This window comes from Cyanobium sp. T1G-Tous (genome assembly GCF_024345455.1).
Taxonomy (GTDB): domain Bacteria; phylum Cyanobacteriota; class Cyanobacteriia; order PCC-6307; family Cyanobiaceae; genus Cyanobium_A.
Window position 1 is genome coordinate 133,164 of record NZ_JAGQBD010000001.1, and the last position, 19,317, is coordinate 152,480.

The 19,317-nt window shown below is 65.2% G+C and carries 18 protein-coding genes; 7 read left to right on the plus strand and 11 right to left on the minus strand.

The genetic code is table 11. The features are described from left to right. Window positions 1-37: 37 nt before the first annotated feature. From rfbB to rfbA, 4 genes are read right to left on the minus strand one after another with little or no spacing between them, the layout of a single operon-like run. Window positions 38-1,141 carry a dTDP-glucose 4,6-dehydratase gene (gene rfbB, locus KBY75_RS00660; protein ID WP_255022573.1) on the minus strand — a complete coding sequence of 368 codons (1,104 nt, stop codon included), beginning with the start codon at window positions 1,139-1,141 and terminating at the stop codon, window positions 38-40. Further along, window positions 1,138-2,043, minus strand: coding sequence for a dTDP-4-dehydrorhamnose reductase (gene rfbD / locus KBY75_RS00665; protein ID WP_255022574.1), 906 nt, complete (start codon window positions 2,041-2,043; stop codon window positions 1,138-1,140). The genes rfbB and rfbD overlap by 4 nt, the downstream gene beginning before the upstream one ends. Continuing rightward, the gene (gene rfbC / locus KBY75_RS00670) at window positions 2,040-2,621 is read right to left on the minus strand and encodes a dTDP-4-dehydrorhamnose 3,5-epimerase (protein ID WP_255022575.1); all 582 of its coding nucleotides are present in this window, start codon (window positions 2,619-2,621) and stop codon (window positions 2,040-2,042) included. The genes rfbD and rfbC overlap by 4 nt, the downstream gene beginning before the upstream one ends. Next, window positions 2,611-3,495, minus strand: coding sequence for a glucose-1-phosphate thymidylyltransferase RfbA (gene rfbA / locus KBY75_RS00675; RefSeq protein ID WP_255022576.1), 885 nt, complete (start codon window positions 3,493-3,495; stop codon window positions 2,611-2,613). Before rfbA ends, rfbC begins: the two co-directional genes overlap by 11 nt. A gap of 29 nt (window positions 3,496-3,524) precedes the next feature. Between rfbA and KBY75_RS00680 the strand changes: the two genes are divergently transcribed. Next, window positions 3,525-4,010: a GNAT family N-acetyltransferase gene (locus KBY75_RS00680; protein ID WP_255022577.1), complete on the plus strand. Its 486-nt coding sequence runs from the start codon at window positions 3,525-3,527 to the stop codon at window positions 4,008-4,010. Between the two features lie 138 nt (window positions 4,011-4,148). Here KBY75_RS00680 and ribH read toward each other — a convergent pair whose 3' ends face one another. Together ribH and psbZ are read right to left on the minus strand one after the other, a co-directional pair. Beyond that, a complete protein-coding gene (gene ribH / locus KBY75_RS00685) occupies window positions 4,149-4,628 on the minus strand; it encodes a 6,7-dimethyl-8-ribityllumazine synthase (protein ID WP_254935255.1) in 480 nt (159 codons plus the stop codon). 3 nt (window positions 4,629-4,631) lie between these two features. Beyond that, window positions 4,632-4,820: a photosystem II reaction center protein PsbZ gene (gene psbZ, locus KBY75_RS00690; RefSeq protein WP_106632462.1), complete on the minus strand. Its 189-nt coding sequence runs from the start codon at window positions 4,818-4,820 to the stop codon at window positions 4,632-4,634. Between the two features lie 174 nt (window positions 4,821-4,994). Here psbZ and mutS point away from each other — a divergent pair, with 174 nt between their 5' ends. Continuing rightward, window positions 4,995-7,697 carry a DNA mismatch repair protein MutS gene (gene mutS / locus KBY75_RS00695; protein ID WP_261347139.1) on the plus strand — a complete coding sequence of 901 codons (2,703 nt, stop codon included), beginning with the start codon at window positions 4,995-4,997 and terminating at the stop codon, window positions 7,695-7,697. On the opposite strand, the gene KBY75_RS00700 is transcribed toward mutS, so the two are convergent. After that, window positions 7,646-8,353, minus strand: a complete 708-nt coding sequence (locus tag KBY75_RS00700; RefSeq protein WP_255022579.1) for a precorrin-8X methylmutase — start codon at window positions 8,351-8,353, stop codon at window positions 7,646-7,648. The two genes, mutS and KBY75_RS00700, sit on opposite strands and share 52 nt — an antisense overlap. 172 nt (window positions 8,354-8,525) lie before the next feature. Between KBY75_RS00700 and KBY75_RS00705 the strand changes: the two genes are divergently transcribed. Genes KBY75_RS00705 through KBY75_RS00715 form a run of 3 tightly spaced genes read left to right on the plus strand, consistent with a single transcriptional unit; the run spans window position 8,526 to window position 12,168 of the window. Next, window positions 8,526-9,269: a hypothetical protein gene (locus tag KBY75_RS00705; RefSeq protein WP_255022580.1), complete on the plus strand. Its 744-nt coding sequence runs from the start codon at window positions 8,526-8,528 to the stop codon at window positions 9,267-9,269. 16 nt (window positions 9,270-9,285) lie between these two features. Continuing rightward, window positions 9,286-10,278 (plus strand): DNA polymerase III subunit delta, encoded by a 993-nt coding sequence (gene holA, locus KBY75_RS00710; protein WP_254935259.1) that lies wholly within the window; start codon window positions 9,286-9,288, stop codon window positions 10,276-10,278. A gap of 36 nt (window positions 10,279-10,314) precedes the next feature. Then, window positions 10,315-12,168: an aspartate kinase gene (locus KBY75_RS00715; RefSeq protein WP_255022581.1), complete on the plus strand. Its 1,854-nt coding sequence runs from the start codon at window positions 10,315-10,317 to the stop codon at window positions 12,166-12,168. Here KBY75_RS00715 and uvrB read toward each other — a convergent pair. From uvrB to KBY75_RS00730, 3 genes are all read right to left on the minus strand, one after another. Beyond that, a complete protein-coding gene (uvrB, locus tag KBY75_RS00720; RefSeq protein ID WP_255022582.1) occupies window positions 12,165-14,171 on the minus strand; it encodes an excinuclease ABC subunit UvrB in 2,007 nt (668 codons plus the stop codon). The two genes, KBY75_RS00715 and uvrB, sit on opposite strands and share 4 nt — an antisense overlap. A gap of 16 nt (window positions 14,172-14,187) precedes the next feature. Further along, window positions 14,188-14,616 (minus strand): phage holin family protein, encoded by a 429-nt coding sequence (locus KBY75_RS00725; RefSeq protein WP_106632469.1) that lies wholly within the window; start codon window positions 14,614-14,616, stop codon window positions 14,188-14,190. Window positions 14,617-14,683: 67 nt separating this feature from the next. After that, a complete protein-coding gene (locus tag KBY75_RS00730; RefSeq protein WP_255022583.1) occupies window positions 14,684-15,484 on the minus strand; it encodes a DUF561 domain-containing protein in 801 nt (266 codons plus the stop codon). Between KBY75_RS00730 and tilS the strand changes: the two genes are divergently transcribed. Next, window positions 15,483-16,565 (plus strand): tRNA lysidine(34) synthetase TilS, encoded by a 1,083-nt coding sequence (tilS, locus tag KBY75_RS00735; protein WP_255022584.1) that lies wholly within the window; start codon window positions 15,483-15,485, stop codon window positions 16,563-16,565. The genes KBY75_RS00730 and tilS overlap by 2 nt on opposite strands. Then, window positions 16,562-17,242, plus strand: a complete 681-nt coding sequence (locus KBY75_RS00740) for a hypothetical protein (protein WP_255022585.1) — start codon at window positions 16,562-16,564, stop codon at window positions 17,240-17,242. The genes tilS and KBY75_RS00740 overlap by 4 nt, the downstream gene beginning before the upstream one ends. A 17-nt stretch (window positions 17,243-17,259) precedes the next feature. On the opposite strand, the gene KBY75_RS00745 is transcribed toward KBY75_RS00740, so the two are convergent. Continuing rightward, window positions 17,260-19,290: a ribonuclease J gene (locus KBY75_RS00745; protein WP_255022586.1), complete on the minus strand. Its 2,031-nt coding sequence runs from the start codon at window positions 19,288-19,290 to the stop codon at window positions 17,260-17,262. Between the last annotated feature and the right edge of the window lie 27 nt (window positions 19,291-19,317).

The following is a 19,317-nucleotide window of genomic DNA, read 5'->3' on the forward strand; positions in this document are numbered from 1 at the left end:
CTGAGAAGCACAGAAGGCCAACACCGCTGAACCGTGATCAGCCACCAGAAATAAGGCCCAGGCGAGCACCGCTATAACCGCATTGCTCGCGCACAGCCCCACACCAGCTGTGGTGCTCCAGATACCAGCGCACCGTTGCTGCCAAACCCTCCTCAAAGCTGTGGCGCGGCTGCCAGCCCAGCTCGTTGCTGATCCGGGTTGGATCAATCGCGTACCGCCGGTCGTGACCAGGGCGATCCGTCACCGGTGTGATCAGACGCGCGTGGGGGGCGCCGGCCGGGCGCAGCTCATCGAGCGCGTTGCAGATCGCTTCCACCACCTCTTTGTTCGTGCGCTCCCCATGGCCTCCCACGCAGTAGCTGCGGCCCAGCTGCCCCTGGGTTGCCGCCAGCAGCAGCGCATCCACGTGGTCTTCCACATAGAGCCAGTCGCGCACGTTGGCGCCATCGCCATAAAGCGGAATCGGCTCGCCAGCCGCTGCCTTGAGGATCACCACCGGAATCAACTTCTCGGGAAATTGCCAGGGGCCGTAGTTGTTGCTGCAGTTGGTGAGCACCACCGGCAGGCCATAGGTGTGGTGCCAGGCGCTCACCAGGTGATCACTGGCCGCCTTGCTCGCTGAATAGGGACTGCGTGGGTCGTAAGGGGTGCTCTCCGAGAAGCGCCCCGTAGCCCCCAGCGAGCCGAACACCTCATCGGTGCTGATGTGATGAAAACGAAAACCCGCCTTGCGCTCAGCGCTCAGACCTTCCCAGTGGGCCCGCACCGCCTGCAGCAGCTGAAAGGTGCCGCTCACATTGCTCTCGATAAAGGCCCCCGGCCCCTCGATCGAGCGGTCCACATGGCTCTCGGCCGCCAGGTGCAGCACCAGGTCGGGATCGGCCTGCTGCACCGCCGCTGCTGTAGCCGCCGCATCGGTGAGGTCCACCTTGAGGAGTTGGTGGCGTGCCTCCGCCTGCGGCAGCGCCTCGATACTGGTGAGGTCGCTGGCGTAGCCACATTTATCGAGATTGAACACCAGCGCCTCGCTTTCGCTCAGCAGCCGGCGCACCACCGCCCCGCCGATAAAGCCGGCCCCACCGGTCACCAGGATGCGGCGGCGGCCGGCCAGGAGCGCTGAAACGTCGGGTGGGTTGGTCATAGGAGGGTTACGAGAAGTTGACGCAGCGCCTGCCGCCAAGGCGTGGGAGCAAGCTCCAGCAGCCGCCTGCTGCCTGAACAATCCAGCAGCGAGTAACTGGGCCGCTTAGCCGGCAGTGGATATTCCGCCGTAGTGAGCGGATTCACAAGAGCAGGCTGCTCCAAGAGCCCCAGCTCCTGAGCCAACTCGCCCACTGCCACAGCCACGTCAAACCAGCTAGCGGCTCCCGCATCGCTCCAATGCAGCACCGGCTCGCTCATGCCAGCGCTTATCACCCGCCAGCAAGCCGCCGCCAGGGTATGGGTGCTGGTGGGGCAACCCACCTGGTCTTCCACCACGCCGATCTGCTGGCGCTCCCGGTGCAGCCGCAGCATGGTGAGGGCAAAGTTCTTGCCCACCGGCCCCATCACCCAGCTGGTGCGCAAAATCACTCCCCGCCCTGCCCCTACGCCGCCAGCAGCGGGGCCCAGCAGCTGCTCCACCGCTTCCTCGCCAGCGGCCTTGCTACAGCCATAAACCCCAAGGGGATCGCGCTTTTGCTCCAGGCGATAGGGGCTGCCCTGGCTGCCATTAAAAACAAAATCGGTGCTCACCTGCAGCAAGCGTCCACCCGTTTCCAGCAGCGCCTCGGCAAAGGCCCTTGGGGCGCCGCCATTTACCGCCAAGGCCAGTTCTGGCTCGCTTTCGGCCTTGTCCACCGCCGTGTAGGCGCCGGCGTTGAGCACCCAATCGGGCCTGTGATCACGGATGGCTGCGCGACAGGCGCCGGCATCAGCCAGATCCAGGGCCAGCAAACCATTGCCACCGCTGCGGCAGGTGGCGATCAGCTCCACTCCCGCAGGCACCTGCTGGCGCAGCGCCTGACCCAGTTGGCCGGCAGCGCCGGTGAGCAGTACCTTCACGCAAATACCTCCCCAGCCGCCATCACTGCCGCAAGCTCAGGGGCATCAGCATCCTTCTGCGCCAGCAACGGTTCCATGCCTTCCAGGGGCCAGGCGATGGCGAGATCAGGATCGCTCCAGCGCAGGGAGCGCTCGCAGCTCTTGCTCCAGTAGCCGCTCGCCTTGTAGAGCACCTCAGCGCTCTCGCTGAGGGTTAGGAAGCCGTGGCCAAAGCCCACCGGCACCCACAGCTGCTGCTGATTGTCAGCGCTGAGCTCCGCTCCCACCCACTGGCCAAAGGTGGCGGAACTGCGGCGCAGGTCTACCGCTACATCAAAAATCACACCCACCGGGCAGCGCACCAGTTTTCCCTGGGGTTCTGGCTCCAGCTGGTAGTGCAGGCCGCGCAATACCCCGCGGCAAGAGCGCGAATGGTTGTCCTGCACAAAGGTGGTGGGGCAGCCCACTGCTTCATCAAAGCGGCGCTGGTTCCAACTCTCATAGAAAAAGCCCCGCCCATCGCCAAAAATCTGGGGCGTGATCAGCAGCGGACCCTCAATCACCACACCGGAGGCTGTACTCAGCTGCTCAACCTGCATCTGAAGTCTCCAGCAATTGCAGCAAATAGTCGCCGTAGCCACTCTTGCGCAGCGGCCCCGCTAATCCGGCGAGCTGCTCAGCGCTGATCCAGCCCAGACGCCAGGCCACCTCCTCCGGGCAGCCCACCTTCAGGCCCTGGCGGTGCTCCAGGGTGCGGATGTAGCTGCCGGCCTCATGCAACGAATCACAGGTGCCCGTATCCAGCCAAGCCATACCCCTGCCCATCAGCTCCACCCGCAGCAACCCCTCCTCTAAGTATTGGCGATTGAGATCGGTGATCTCCAGCTCTCCCCGTGGCGACGGCTGGATTTGGCGAGCTCGATCCACCACAGAATCGTCATAGAAGTAAAGGCCGGTCACCGCGTAGCGCGAACGGGGCTGCGCTGGCTTCTCTTCCAGGCTCAGCACCTGACCATCCGGCGCAAACTCCACCACCCCGTAGCGCTCGGGATCCCGCACCGGATAGGCAAACACCGTGGCTCCAGCCCCTCCGCCATTACTGGCCTGCAGTTGGGGAATCAAATCGTGGCCGTGGAAGAGGTTGTCGCCCAGCACCAGTGCCGCCGGCGCACCACTTAAAAAATCAGCGCCGATCAAAAACGCCTGAGCCAACCCATCCGGACTCGGCTGAACGGCATAGCGAATCTCCATGCCCCAAGCGCTGCCATCTCCCAGCAAACGCTCAAAAGATGCCAAATCATGGGGCGTACTGATAACCAGCACCTCCCGTATTCCAGCCAGCATCAACGTGCTGAGCGGGTAATAGATCATCGGCTTGTCGTACACCGGCAGCAGCTGCTTACTCACCGCTTGCGTGATCGGATGCAGCCGAGTGCCGCTGCCTCCCGCCAAAATAATTCCCTTACGGGTCATAGGGAACGCTCCGCTGGGAGAATGCTGCCATGGCAGCACTGCGCCTCCTGATCCACGCACCTGGCGCCCCTGGCCTGCGCTGGTTCGGCCTCGGCCCGGGCCTGCGGCCCAGCCGCGGCTTATGGAAGTTGCAGCGCCTGTTTAACAAGCACGCCTTCTGGGCCCAAGAGCGCAGCCACACCCAACTGCGCAGGCTGCTCGCCAGCAGCAGCGTGGTGGTGAGCCTGTGGCAGGGCAAGCGCCTAGTGGGATTCGGCCGAGCTAGCAGCGACGGCGTTTATCGCGCCGTGCTCTGGGATGTGGTGGTGGCCGGCGACCTGCACGGCCAGGGACTCGGCCGCCGGGTAGTGGAGGCCCTGCTGACCGCCCCGGCCCTGCGGGGTGTCGAGCGCGTTTACCTAATGACCACCAACAGCGCCGGCTTCTACGAGCAGCTGGGCTTCCGCGACGCAGCCCCCCAGGCCCTACTGGTGAAACAAGGAGTTTCAGGGGGCTCAGGGGTTTCAACCGGATAAAAAAGCGCGCCAGCAGCCTCAGCCAGATCCCGTATGGAGCTCCAACAAAAGAGGCAGGGCGGCAATGCCAGGCGAATAGCGCCGGCGGTGGCGCACCATCGCAAAGTCGTCCAACTCAAAACCAACTACCCGGCACTCTCAGTCGGGAATAGCCGCCATCAAGCTGCCCATCTCTAGGGCCTGCAAGCCGTAGTTCCAGCCCAGATTGCTCTTGATGCCGGCCCGCTCTAGGGCCTGCTGCAAGGTGTCGGTGGTGAGCACCCCGAAGATCACCGGCACGCCGGTGTCGCGGGCCACGGCAGCCACGCCTTTGCTCACCTCGGCCACCACCACATCGAAATGGGGGGTGTCGCCACGAATCACCGCACCCAGGGTGATAACCACCTGATAGCGACCGCTGGCCGCCAAGCGCTGGGCCACCAGGGGGATCTCAAAGCTGCCGGGCACCCAGGCCACATCCAGCTGGGCACTGGCATCACTGGTGTCAACGCCGTGGCGCGAGAGGCAGTCGAGGCAGCCGCTCAGCAGCTTGCCGGTAACCAGGTCATTGAAACGGGCAACCACCACCGCGATACGCAGACCAGCAGTGTCGGTGAACCGCCCTTCAAAAATCGCCACGCTTCAGACCACAAAGATGCTCATGCCCCAGTTGAGCAGCACCAGGGCCACCCAGGCGAGGCCGCCAAGCAGGATCAGGCGATTGGAGCGACCTGAATCTTCGCTGCTGGCGTACAGCACCGGCACCGCCACAATCAAGGCGAACGACAGCACCACCAGAGCCAAAACGGTGAGGGTGTTGAGGATCTGCATGGATTAGCAGCGGCTACACGCCGATCGGTTGCGAGATTCTCACACGCAGACCCAGGTCAGCCGGGGCCCCGCTTCACAACATGAAGCCCACCGGCAAGTCGACCTACGATCCAACCTCACCAGGAAAGGGCCGTGGCCGCGGAAGCCGAACAACAGCTTTCGCTCACCGCCGCCCTGGGCCTGGCCGAGGAACCTCAACCCCAACCCGCACCCGAGCCCGGCCCAACCCGGCCCCGCAGCCGTCAGCGCCAAGCCGCCCCAGCTGCCCCACCGGCGGCAACCACAGCAAGCTCAAGCCCCGACTCCGACCTGCCCCCCTGGCACCACCACAGCCTGGTGAGCGCCGAGCAGCTGACGCCGATGCTGCGTCACTACGTGGAGCTCAAGGCCACCCATCCCGATCGGGTGCTGCTCTACCGCCTCGGCGACTTCTTCGAGTGCTTCTTCGAAGACGCCATCACCCTCTCGCGCCTCCTGGAGCTCACCCTCACCGGCAAGGAGGGCGGCAAAGCGGTCGGTCGGGTGCCGATGGCGGGCATTCCCCACCATGCCGCCGAGCGCTACTGCGCTGAGCTGGTGCGCCGCGGCCTCAGCGTCGCCCTCTGCGACCAACTGGAAAGCACCCCGGCCAAAGGCGAACTGCTCAAGCGCGGCATCACCCGGGTGCTAACCCCCGGCACCGTGCTTGAAGAGGGCCTGCTGGCGGCCCGCCTCAACAACTGGCTTTGCGCCGTGGTGATGGAGGGCGCGTGCTGGGGCCTGGCGGTGGCCGATGTCAGCACCGGTGAATTCCGGGTCACCGAGCGGGCCGGCAGCGCCGGCTTGCACCAGGAGCTGCTGCAGGTGGAGGCCGCCGAGGTGCTCTGGCCCACCGCCAGTGCCAGCGCCAGCCCCAGCCCCACCTGGTGCCCCGAGGCCCTGCGGCTGACGCCCCTGCCCCGCACCCCCTTTGAGGCACCGGAAGCATCCGCCACCCTCAAGCAGCGCTTCGGCCTGGCCAGCCTCGATGGCCTGGGGCTCGGCGAAGCGCCGCTGGCCCTGCGCGCGGCGGGCGGCCTGGTGGCTTACCTCGACGACACCAGCCAGGCCCGGGTGCCCCTAGATCCGCCCACCACCTGGCAGGCGGGCGACCAGTTGGTGCTCGATGCGGCCACCCGCCGCAACCTGGAGCTCACCAAAACCCAGCTGGGCGGCAGCGTGCACGGCTCCCTGCTCTGGGCGCTGGATCGCACGCACACCGCCATGGGCGGCCGCTGCCTGCGCCGCTGGTTGCAGGCGCCGCTGGTGGAGCGCGCGGCGATCCTCGAGCGTCAGGGCGGCGTCAGTGAGCTGGTGGCCAATCGCGGCCTACGGCTGGCCCTGCGCCGCCTGCTGCGCCCGATGGGCGACCTGGAGCGCCTGGCGGGCCGGGCCGGCGCCGGCAGCGCCTCGGCCCGGGATCTGGTGGCCCTGGCCGATGGACTGGAGCGCCTGCCCCAGCTGGCTGGCCAGCTCGCCCAAGCCAGCAGCGCCCCCCTGCAGGCCCTGGCCCGCCCCTGGCCCGAGCTCGACACCCTCGCCGCCGACCTGCGCCACACCCTGCTCGACACCCCGCCCCTCTCCCTCACCGAGGGCGGCCTGATCCACGACGGCGTTGATCCAGACCTCGATGAGCTGCGCAACCAACTCGACGACCAGGACGCCTGGCTGGCCCTGCAGGAAGCCGAGGAGCGCCGGCTCAGCGGCCTCGCCAGCCTCAAACTCCAGTACCACCGCACCTTCGGCTACTTCCTAGCGGTGTCCAAGGCCAAGGCGGCGGCGGTGCCACAGCACTGGATCCGCCGCCAAACCCTGGCCAACGAGGAGCGCTTCGTCACCCCAGCCCTGCGCAACCGCGAGGGCGCCATCCAGCAGCTCAAAGCCCGCGCCGCCCAGCGCGAATACGAACTGTTCTGCGGCCTGCGCACCCGGGTCGGCGAGCAGGCTGCCGCCATCCGCACAGCTGCGCGCCTGGTGGCCGAGCTCGACGCCCTCGGGGCCCTAGCCGAGGTGGCCGCCACCAGCGGCTACTGCTGTCCCGAAATCACCGACCCCGCCAGTCCCGAGGCCCGCCTGCTGCAGATCGAAGCCGGCCGCCACCCAGTAGTGGAGCAATTGCTGGTGGAAGAGCCCTTCACCGCCAACAGCGTGGTGCTAGGTGCCATCCCCGAGGCAGCCCCCGACTCCGATCCCCGCCCCGACCTGATCATCCTCACCGGCCCCAACGCCAGCGGCAAGAGCTGCTACCTGCGCCAGAGCGGCCTGCTGCAGCTGATGGCCCAGATGGGCAGTTGGATTCCAGCGGCTTCGGCGCGCCTGGGCATCGCCGATCGGATCTTCACCCGCGTCGGCGCCGGCGACGACCTGGCCGCCGGCCAGTCCACCTTCATGGTGGAGATGGCCGAGACGGCCAACATTCTTCACCACGCCACGCCGCGCTCCCTGGTGTTGCTCGACGAGATCGGCCGCGGCACCGCCACCTTCGACGGCCTCTCGATCGCCTGGGCCGTGGCCGAGCACCTGGCCACCCCAGCCGAGGGCGGCGGCATCGGCGCCCGCTCGATCTTCGCCACCCACTACCACGAGCTCAATGCCCTAGCCGACCAGCTACCCAACGTGGCCAACGCCCAGGTGCTGGTGCAGGAAACCGGCGACGCCCTGGTGTTCCTGCACCGGGTGGCCCCGGGGGGCGCCAGCCGCAGCTACGGCATCGAGGCCGCCCGCCTGGCCGGCGTACCCGCCGCGGTGGTGCTGCGCGCCCGCCAGGTGCTGGGCCGCATCGAATCCAACAGCGTCGTGCGAGTGAATCAGGAGCCAGAGGAGGCGGGAGTCGGGCCAGACGGGGCGCTCGCCGCCTGAAGCCAGGCAGCCCGCAGCAGGGCATTGCAGGCCGCTGCCACCAGTCCAGCTCCGCCTTTGGAGCCCTCGAGCCGCATATGCACCAGGCCACTGTCAGCCAGGTGACGCTTGCTCTGGGCCACCCCCACAAACCCCACCGGCATGCCGATCACCAGGGCCGGCGCCGGCACCGCTTTTGATGCCACCAGCTCCAGCAGCACCTCCAGGGCCGTGGGGGCGCTGCCGATCAACACCACGCCTGGCTCACCCTGCCCGGCCAGCGCCGCCGCCATCCCGGCCGCCGTGCGCGTGGAACCCTCCGGGGCCGCGGCGGGGGCCCAATCGAGCACGCGGCGCACCTGATTGGCGAAGGTGCGCCGCGCCATCGGCGCCACCGCCGCGGCCGCCATTGCCGTGTCCGTGAGGATTGGCGCCCCAGCAGCCAGGGCCGCCAAGCCGGCGCCACAGGCGGTCGCGGGGCAAACCAGATCGGCCGCCAGGCCCGGATCGCCGCTGCTGTGAATCAGGCGCAGCAACACGTCCTGCTGCAGGGGGCTGAGCGCCGCCAGCGCCGCCGCCGTGCCCGGCAACTGCCGGATCAGCCGCAAGCTCTCGCAAAAAATCGGGTGATCCAGGGAAGGCACTCCGCGAAAGGCCGCAGTTTCAGCATTACTCATGGTTCGATTCATTTTTTTTGTTCATTTTTCTTGGTCCATTTCTCATGACCCATTTCTCATGACCCATGTCTGTTGACCCATTTCTGAGCGGTGCATCAATCACCAGCAGCGCTGTCCTTAATTCTGTACAGGTTGTACAGCATGTACGGTCTGTACAGATTCGTGCACACCCATGCCTGACACCACCATGGGCGTCGAAGCGGCCAGGCGCCGCCTACCGGAACTGCTGGAGCGAGCGGCGGCCGGCGAACGAATCGTGATCCAGCGCCACCGCACCCCCATGGCCGCCCTGGTGCCGCTGGCAGGGCGGGCACCGGTTGATCCCCTGCTCCGCCAACGTCAAATCCAGAGCCTGATGGCCCTACAAGGCAGCGGCAGGGGCTGCTGGGATCCCCAGCAACGCCAACCAGCCCGGCCAGCACCACCACCGCCAGCTTTTGTACAACCTGTACAGAACCTGCCCCACACAGAGGCCTTCAACCCCCGCCTGCTAGCCCACGGCTCCCGAATCGCCCTCGATGCCACCGCGCTGGTGGCCTTTCTGGCAGACGCCAAGGGCGCCGGCAAACACCTCGAGCCACTGATGCAGGGAATAGGGGCTGGGTATTGGATTGGGGTTGTTAGCAGCTTGAGCCTGATGCGAGTGCTCGAGGGGCCCCTGGCCCGGGGCGACGAGGCCCTGGCCCAGCGCTACATCCAGGCCTTCGAGAATCCCCACCACTGGCAACTGATCCCCAGCGATGGCGCCATCGCTGCTGCGGCCGTGCGTCTGCGCCGCCAGGAACCCCAGCTCGACGACAGCTGCGCCATCGAACTTGCCACTGCCATCCAGTCCGGCGCAGTGGTGCTAGTCACCGACCATCCGGCCCTGGCCCAGACTGGGCTGCATCCGGTGCTCAGCGCCCTGCGGATCTGAGCCCCGCACACCACCCATGCCCATTCACCTGCTCTGGGGCGACGACGAAGCTGCCCGCACCCGTGCCGTAGAGGCGCTGGTGCAGGCGCAGGTGGATCCCAGCTGGGCCACCATCAACCTCAGCCGCCTCGATGGCAACGACACCGGCCAGGCGGCCCAGGCCCTCGAGGAGGCCCGCACGCCGCCCTTTGGCGCCGGCAGCCGCATGGTGGTGCTGCAACGCAGTCCGTTTTGCAGCCAGTGCCCAGCTGAGCTGGCCGAGCGTTTCGAGGCCGCCCTAGCCCAGGTGGCGGATGGCTGCCATCTGGTGCTGGTGAGTTCCGGCAAGCCGGATGCCCGGCTGCGCACCACCAAGGCCCTGCAGAAGTTGGTGAAGGCTGGCCAGGCCAGCGAGCAAAGCTTTGCCCTGCCAGCCATCTGGGACGGCGCCGGCCAGGTGGAGCTGGTGAGCAGCACGGCCCGGGAGCTGGGGCTGAAGCTCGAGCCAGCCGCAGCTGCAGCCCTCTCCGATGCCATCGGCAACGACAGCGCCCGCCTCGCCAGCGAGCTTGAAAAGCTCAGCCTTTACGCCAATCCCATCAGCCTCGCCGCCGTGCAAGCCCTGGTGGGCGGTCAGGCCACCAGCTCCCTCGCCGTGGGCGATGCCCTGCTGGCTGGCCAGCCAGCCGACGCCATTGCCCGGCTCGATGCCCTGCTGGAGGCCAACGAACCGGCCCTGCGCATCGTTGCCGCTCTCAGCAGCCAAATCCGCGGCTGGCTTTGGGTCACCCTGCTCGACCAGCAAGGTGAAAGCGACGTAGCCGTGATCGCTAAAGCGGCCGGCATCGGCAATCCAAAACGGATCTACGTGATGCGAAAGCAGATCCGCGGCCGCCAGCCCGCCGTATTTCTGCGCCTGCTCAGCCAGCTGCTCTCAGTGGAGGCTGCCCTCAAGCGGGGCAGTGAAGCCGGCGATGCCTTCCGCGACGGCTTCCTGCTCAACCCCTCAGGAACCAGGACGGATAATTAGCCGTTCTTTCACTGACGCTCACCGCCGCACCCCGCCATGGCCCTGCTGGTTCAGAAGTTTGGCGGCACCTCGGTGGCCGATGTGGAGCGCATTCAGGCAGTGGCCCGCCGCATCGCCCGCAGCCGTGAGCAGGGCCACGAGCTGGTGATTGTGGTGTCAGCGATGGGCCACACCACCGACCAGCTCACCGGCCTAGCGCGCGCCATCAGCAGCAACCCACCCCAGCGGGAGATGGACATGCTGCTAGCCACCGGCGAGCAAGTGTCGATCGCTCTGCTTTCCATGGCACTGCACGCCGAGGGCGTGCCGTCAGTGTCGATGACAGGCACCCAGGCTGGCATCGTCACCGAATCGGCCCATGGCCGCGCCCGCATCCTGGAGATCCGCACCGAACGGCTGCGGCGCTTACTCGCTGATGGTCAGGTGGTGGTGGTGGCTGGTTTCCAGGGCACCAGCAGTGGCGCTGGCGGCACCCCCGAGATCACCACCTTGGGCCGCGGTGGCTCCGACACCTCGGCGGTGGCCCTGGCAGCAGCCCTGGGCGCTGATACCTGCGAGATCTATACGGATGTTCCTGGGGTCTTAACCACCGACCCCCGCAAGGTGGCCGACGCCCAGCTGATGGCACAGGTGAGCTGCGATGAAATGCTCGAGTTGGCCAGCCTGGGGGCTTCGGTGCTGCACCCGCGGGCGGTGGAGATCGCCCGCAACTACGGCGTGCCCCTAGTGGTGCGCTCCAGCTGGAGCGAGAAGACCGGCACCCTGCTCACCAGTGGCGCCCCCAGGCCGATTCGCCATGAAGGTCTGGAGCTGGGCAAACCAGTGGATGGCGCCGAACTCGAAACAGACCAAGCCGTGCTGGCCCTCGCCCACGTGCCCGACCGGCCCGGAGTGGCAGCCCAGCTGTTCGAGGCCCTCGGTGCCGCCGGTCTCAACGTGGATCTGATCGTGCAAGCCACCCACGAGGGCAGCTCGAACGACATCGCCTTCACCCTGGCCGCCACTGAATGCGACCGGGCCCAGCTGGTGTGCCGCGAGGTGCTGGCCGCCATGGGCGCGACCCTCAACGATGGCGGCGCCCAGCTGAGCGCCGAAGCCGGCTTGGCCAAGCTGAGCATCTCGGGCGCCGGAATCATGGGCAGGCCAGGGGTAGCTGCCCGGCTGTTTGACACCCTGGCCCGCTCGGGCATCAACTTGCGCCTGATTGCTACCAGCGAGGTGAAGGTGAGCTGCCTGGTGGCTGGAGACCAGGCGGATCGGGCCCTGCGGGCCGCAGCCGAAGCCTTTGAGCTGCCTGATCAGCAGCTGCGCCGCAATCCCAGGCCCTGCCATCAGGGGGATCCGGCTGTTCGCGGCGTTGCCCTCGACCGCGATCAAGCCCAGGTCGCAGTTAGGCGCCTGCCCGATCGCCCCGGCACCGCCGCGGCCGTCTGCCGCACCCTGGCCGACGCCAGCATCAGCCTCGACGCAATCGTGCAATCCGAGCGCACCCACGTCGGGCCAAGCCGCGATATGAGCTTCGTGCTCAAACGCGACGATCTGACGCGGGCGCAACAGACCCTGGCGCCCCTACTGCGCCAATGGCCCGGCTCCAGCTTCGAGGAGGGGCCCGCCATAGCCCGAATCAGCGCCGTAGGGGCCGGCATGCCATTCACCCCGGGCACCGCGGCCCGCATGTTCCGCTGCCTGGCCGACGCAGGCATCAACATTGAACTGATCGCCACCAGCGAGATCCGCACCAGCTGCGTCGTAGCCGAAACCGATGGGGTAGCAGCTCTACGGGCGGTGCACGCCGCATTTGCACTGGGTGGCATCGCGCAACATCGGGCCGAGGGCACTGAGTCGCCTGGCGAAACTGAGTCACCTGTCAAGACCGAGGCCCCTGATTAAGCCCTTCCCACCAGCTTCTGGCGCAGATTTTTGATCTTGTCGCGCAGGTTGGCGGCCTCCTCAAATTCAAGGTTCTTGGCGGCACCCTTCATCTTCTCTTCAAGCTGCTGGATGAGCTCCGGCAGGGCATCCAGGGGCACATTGTTGTGCTCGGCCTGCTCGGTGGCCTCCTCCAGCTGGTCGTCGTTGAGCCGCCGTGACATCTCCAGAAAGGTGAGAATCGAATTGCCGGCCCGCTTGCCTGCAGGGGTGGGGGTGATGCCGTGCTCAACGTTGTAGGCATGCTGAATGGCGCGGCGGCGCTCGGTTTCAGAGATGGCCTTAGCCATTGAATCGGTGAGATTGTCGGCGTAGAGGATGGCCTTGCCCTCGATGTGGCGGGCAGCCCGGCCAATGGTCTGAACCAAGGAGCGCTCGGCCCGCAGGAAGCCCTCCTTGTCAGCATCAAGAATCGCCACTAGCGATACCTCGGGCAAGTCCAATCCTTCCCGCAGGAGGTTAACGCCAACCAGCACGTCGTATTCACCATTCCTGAGATCTTGGATGATCTCAATCCGCTCAATCGAATGAATCTCGGAGTGCAAATAGCGCACTCGCACGCCATTTTCGGCCAGATAATCGGTGAGATCTTCGGCCATGCGCTTAGTGAGCGTGGTTACAAGCACTCGCTCGTTTTTCTCCGCCCGCACCCGGATCTCGCCGAGCAGGTCATCCACCTGACCCTCACTAGGACGGACCTCCACAATCGGGTCGAGCACCCCGGTGGGGCGGATCACCTGCTGCACAATCTGGCCACTGCTCTGCTCCATCTCCCAGTTACCAGGAGTGGCACTCACAAAGATCGTCTGCTGGGCCTTCTCCCAGAACTCCGAACCCTTGAGCGGCCTGTTGTCGGCAGCACTAGGGAGGCGGAAGCCGTGCTCAATCAGCACCTGCTTACGCGACTGGTCGCCGTTGTACATCGCCTGCAGCTGGGAGCAGGTGACGTGGCTCTCATCCACAACCAGCAGCCAGTCTTTAGGGAAATAGTCGATCAGGCATTCCGGCGGCGTGCCCGCCTCTCGGCCAGCCAAATGGCGGGCGTAGTTCTCCACGCCATTGCAGTAGCCCACCTGCTCAAGCATCTCCAGGTCATAGGTGGTGCGCTGCTCCAGCCGTTGGGCCTCTAAGAGCCGCCCCTGACCGTTGAGTACATCGAGCCGTTCACGCATCTCATTGCGGATGGCCAAAATCGCGTCCGCCAGCCGCTCCTTTGGCGTCACAAAGTGCTTAGCCGGATAGATATTGATTGTGTCGAGGCTTTGCAGGATCTCCCCAGTAGTGGGATCCACGTAGCGGATCGCCTCCACCTCATCACCAAAGAGCTCAATCCGCACCAGCCGGTCTTCATAGGCAGGGCCGATCTCCAGCACATCCCCCCGCACCCGAAAACGACCGCGGGAAATCTCCAGGTCGTTGCGGGAATACTGGTTGTTTACCAACTCCCGCAAAGAGCCTCGCAAATTCAGGGTCTCGCCCACCTTAAACTTGACTGCAGCCTTTAGATATTCACTGGGGATACCCAAACCATAAATACAACTAATAGAGGCCACCACGATCACATCGTTGCGCTCAAACAGCGAGCGGGTCGCCGAGTGGCGCAGCATATCGATCTCTTCGTTTATCGAAGCTGTTTTGGCGATGTAGGTGTCGGAGACAGCCACATATGCCTCCGGCTGGTAATAGTCGTAGTAGCTAATGAAATATTCAACAGCGTTATTCGGGAAGAACTCCCGCAGCTCATTGCAGAGCTGGGCCGCCAAGGTTTTGTTGTGGGCCAGCACCAAAGCAGGGCGCCCGGTCTGGGCGATCACGTTAGCGATCGTGAAGGTCTTGCCGGTGCCGGTGGCGCCTAGCAGGGTCTGGTAGCGCTCGCCCCCATCAACGCCCTGCACCAGCCCGGCAATGGCCGTGGGCTGATCTCCCTTTGGTTGGTAAGGGGCGTGGAGTTCAAACGGAACCATGCCCCCATTCTCGGGGTCAAACCACCGGAGCTGTGGTGATCAGGGCAGCTGCGCGAGTGAAGTCGACATCAAGGCCAAGGATCCGCAGGATCACGGCCGACAACACGGCATAGACAACGCCGCCGAGAATTGCGCTCACCACTCCGTTTTTGAGGCGGAATCCCTTGATCAACCAAGCTGCCAGGCCAAACAGCACCACCGTGATCGCCCAGTTGAACAGCAGGCTCACTGGACTGATCAGTCCTCCCAGGCTGGTGACCGCCCACACCGGCCCCAGCAGCAGTTTCAGCGGCCAGATCAACAGGGTGCCTAGCAAGCCAATCACCACAGCGGAAAGCATGGCGATCGGGAAACTGCTCACCTCCACTCCCAAGGGAAGCCAGGCCACAATCAACAGCACAATGGCCCGAATCGGCCACTGCAATAGCCACATCAGAGAACCCATGAAAAAGATGCGGTGATCATTGCCGCAAAATAGTCATGGGTTCAGGCAGAAACCACTGAGCTTGGCGTCAACCAACAACGATTGCGCCTACAGGCTTACCAAGGGCCTCGCGTAGACCGCGCACGACGGCCACCATGGCCAGGGGGTCGTTCAACTTGTTGATCGCTGAACCAACCCCCACACCGGCGGCACCGGCGGCGATTGCCATCGACACGGTTACAGCGGAGAGGCCAGAGGCACACAGCACCGGTGCAGCACTACCCGCTTCAACACTGTCCGCCGCAGCCAAGGCGCGGCTGATGCTGTGGGCAGCGGCCAGGGTTGGAGCCGACTTCTCAATTAAGCCGAGGCTGCCGGCGCTGAAGGGCTTAGCGCTTGTGCCGCCCTCGGTTTGGATGATGTCGGCACCGGCGGCCACCAGATCCACCGCCAGCTGCTCCTGCTGATCGAGGGGCAGCACATGGGGCACGGTGACACTCAACACTACCTCAGGCAGCAACTTGCGAGTGCGGCGGGTGAGCTCAAGCACTTCAGCGGCGTCGAAGATGCGACCGAGGGGATAAAAGGCGTCGTAGTTGCCAATTTCAACCATTGCCGCCCCGGCAGCCACAGCAGCGGCAAACAGCTCGGGCTCAACTGCGCTCACGCAGATCGGCAAGCCGCTCACTGCAGCGGCCAGCTGCACCAGCTCCGGATCACAGGCCACATCGATCAAATCGGCACCGCCTTGGCCAGCGGCCCGGCTGATCCGCTCCACACTGGCAGCATCAAAATTGGTGAGGCCAGCGATCACCTTGAGCAGGCGGCGATCAGCAAGCGCGGCTTGCAGGGCGGAGGGCAGCTGCTCAAGACGCGACTTCGCAACCATGGAAACGCAAGATTTGAATAGTGAATCGATTCTCCCACCCAGGCCGCGCTGGGGCCCGGACCACCTGCGGCTGCATCGCCACCTGCGGCACCATCCCGAGCTGTTGCCAGCAGGAGCGCCGTTGCTGCTGGCCATCTCGGGTGGTCAAGATTCCATGGCCCTGCTGGCCCTGCTGCGCGACCTGCAGCGCCTGCACCAGTGGCCCCTGCACCTCTGGCACGGCGACCACCGCTGGCGACCGGAGTCGGGCCAGGTGGCAGCGGAGCTGGCCGGCTGGTGCAGCGACCAAGGGCTCAAGCTGCACGTTTCCCCCTGGCTGAGGCCGCCGGAGGCAACCAGCGAAGCTGACGCCCGCCACTGGCGCTATGGCCAGTTGGCTGAGCAGGCCGGATGTCTGGGGGTGGGCCATGTGGTGACCGCCCACACCGCCAGCGATCGAGCCGAAACCCTGTTGCTGCACCTAGCCCGAGGCAGCCATCGCCGCGGCCTGGCCAGCCTGCGCAGCCTTCGCCCCCTCAGCATCCCATCGAGCCCAACCACCGATCCATGCGAGCCAATCGCGCTGGCGCGGCCGCTGCTGCCCTTCTCCCGGGCCGACACCGCCCGGCTTTGCCAGCAACTGAAGCTGCCCGTGTGGCAAGACCCGAGCAACACCAACCGCCGCTACAGCCGAAACCGAATCCGGGCCGAGGTGGTGCCCGTGCTCGAGGAGCTCCATCCCGGCGCTGCCCAGAGGATCAGCGCCCAAGCCGAGAGGCTGGTGGAGGAGGTGGAGAGCAGCAACGAATTGGTGAATCTGGCCCTGCAATCTCTAAAGACAGTCGCCAGCCACGATGCGGCACCAGGACTGCAGCGCCAGGAGTTGGGCGACCTAGCCGTAGCCAACCAGCGCCAACTGCTGCATCACTGGCTTGAGCAAGGCACCGGGCTGGCGCTCCCAGCCAGGCAACTCGAAGAACTATTGCGGCGGCTGCAACCGGGCCATCCCCCAGGCCAGGCAGACCTAGGAGCGGGTTGGCAGCTGCGCTGGGATCGCTGCACACTGTGGCTGCACCATCCCGCCGCCCAGCTGCCGCAATGACAACCTCGCCGCACTCGCTACAACAGCGCTATGAGGCCATTGAGCGGGTTTACAGCGAACGCCAATGGGACGATGTGGCCCGCTTAAGCGAGGAGCTGCTGCTCGAGCTGCCCAACGAACCCGCCGACCCCCTGCGCCAAAGACTGCAGCTTCTACTAGGCCACACCTACCTCTACGGCTACCAAGACAGAGCTACAGCAACCGGTTTTTACAGCCGCGTTCGCGCAGCCACCCAAGAACCCGTACTTCGGGATATCGCCGACCAGGGGCTGGAGCAATGCGCCAGCCAGGCAGCACAACTGGAAGTTGCACCGGTACAAGCCTCGAATGCGCCAAGCAGTGGAGGCCAAGCCTTCCCCTTCGGCAATGAGCCAGTAGCGGGCGGAACAGTAATCACCAGCGCTGGCTCAGCCATGCCCTGGATGGAGCAACTTGGCGGCATCGAGGCGGCGGAGGCTCAGGCGCCGGTGCCGAATCTGGTAGTTGAAGTGGTCAATGAGCCAGAGCTGATCGAGGTGGCCCAGGCAGATGCTGCTTCCGCCGAAGAACTGTGGTTCGACTTGAGTGAAGAGACCCTGGCTGGGCGTGAAGAACGGATTGCCGAGCCAGTCGGCGGACCAAGCCCCGAGGAGTTAGCCGAACTCTCCAAGGGGCTGCTGCGAGTGGTGATCCGCTGAGCTGGTGCTGGGGCCGATCAGCCCGCAATAGCGGCTGAACGGCGGCGGCGGGTACGGCCGGCGGGTTCCGGCTCGAGCTCTGCTGGGGCTGGGACTGCTGGGGCCGAAACCTCAGCAACTGCAGCGGCAATAGGAGCAGACACAGGCGTGGCGGCAGGGGCGGCGGCTCCAACGGCAACCAGCTGACGCTGGGGTGCCGGCACGGCGCCGTCGCGGCCACGGCCACCTCCATCACGGGCAGAGCGACCCCGGGGAGCGGGTCGGCTGTCGGGTTCGGCGTCGGCGCGGCCCTTGTAAGCCGGCGTACCGGCAGGGGCTGGCTGCACCAGGCAAATGATCAGCGGCTCCACCTGCAGCTCGCGGCGCAGGCGGCGTTGCAGACCCACCTCCACCTCTCGCTGCACACCCACCCAATCCACCTCAGGGGCCTTGCCACCGGTGTTGCGGCAGAGCTGATTCCAACGATTTTCCAGCACCCAGCCGATTTCGCGCTCAGCCCACATCGAAAGCCTGCGGGCATCAGCAGTGGTGACCACTCCCCGGATGTTGGCCCGGGGTGGAGCCGCCATCACACCATCGGTACTGATCACCGCAAGCAGGGTGATCACCCCATCCTCAGCGAGCTGTTGGCGCTCCTTCAGCACCCGGGCATCGACGATGCCATTGCGGGAGGCATCGAGCAATTCAATGCCTGCCTTCACCGGATCACCGGTGCGGATGGAGTCGGGGCTGAGCTCGACCACGTCGCCGTTGTCGATGATCAAGATGTTGTCGGCCGGAATGCCCATCGACTGGGCAGTTTTGCTGTGGGCAATGAGCATGCGGTGCTCGCCGTGCACCGGCACGAAATACTTGGGCTTGGTGAGGGCCAGCATCAGCTTCTGGTCTTCCTGGAAGCCGTGGCCAGAGACGTGAATACCCTCGCCCTTGCCATAAACCACCTTGGCTCCCTGCATCATCAGCCGGTCGATCGTGTTGACCACCGAGATGGTGTTGCCAGGGATCGGGCTGGCCGAGAAAATAATCGTGTCCGTGCTTTTCACCTGCACCTGGGGATGCTCGCCACGGGAGATGCGGCTTAGGGCTGCCAGGGGCTCACCCTGACTACCGGTCATCAGCAACAGGGTTTCGCGGTCGGGCAGATCGCGGATCTGCTTAATCGGCACAAACAGATCATCGGGGGCGCGCATGTAACCCAACTCCCGCGCCTTGGCGATCACGTTGAGCATGGAACGGCCCAGCAGACCCACCTTGCGACCGTTCTTGAGGGCCAGCTCCAGGATCATCGAGACGCGGTGAATCGAGCTGGCAAAGGTGGTGATGATCACCCGGCCTTCAGCCTGGGAGATGTGGCGATCCAGGCAGGGGAAAACCGAGCGTTCAGGCGGGCAGAAGCCCGGCACCTCAGCGTTGGTGGAGTCACTGAACAGGCAAAGCACGCCCTTGTCGCCGTAATGGGCTAGGCGTGCCATATCAAAGGTCTCGCCATCCACCGGCGTGTGGTCAAATTTAAAGTCGCCGGTGAAGATCACCGTGCCCACAGGGGTAGTGATGGCCAGCGAAAAGCTGTCTGCCATCGAGTGGGTGTTGCGGATGAACTCCACCGAGAAGTGCTGGCCCACCTTCACCACATCGCGAGGCGCGACGGTTTGAAGGATGGTGCGATCCATCACACCGGCCTCCTCCATCTTGCCGGTGAGCATGGCCAGCGCTAGGCGCGGCCCATGAATCACGGGGATGGTGAAGTTCTTGAGGTGGTGGGCAATGCCACCGATGTGATCTTCGTGACCGTGGGTCACGATCATGCCGCGAATCCGCTTCTGGTTTTCCTTCAGATAGCTGGTATCCGGCATCACCACATTGACGCCATGCATGCCATCGCTGGGGAAGGCCAATCCGGCATCCACCAACATGATGTCGTCGCCGTACTCGAACACGCAGGTGTTCTTGCCGATCTCGTGCAGGCCGCCCAGGGGGATCACCCTCAGGTGGGGCGGCTTGGTGGCGCTCTGACTGGTGCCCTGGGCTCTGCCGTTGGAACTGGTCATGGAGAAGGAGTTTTAGGGAAAAGGAAC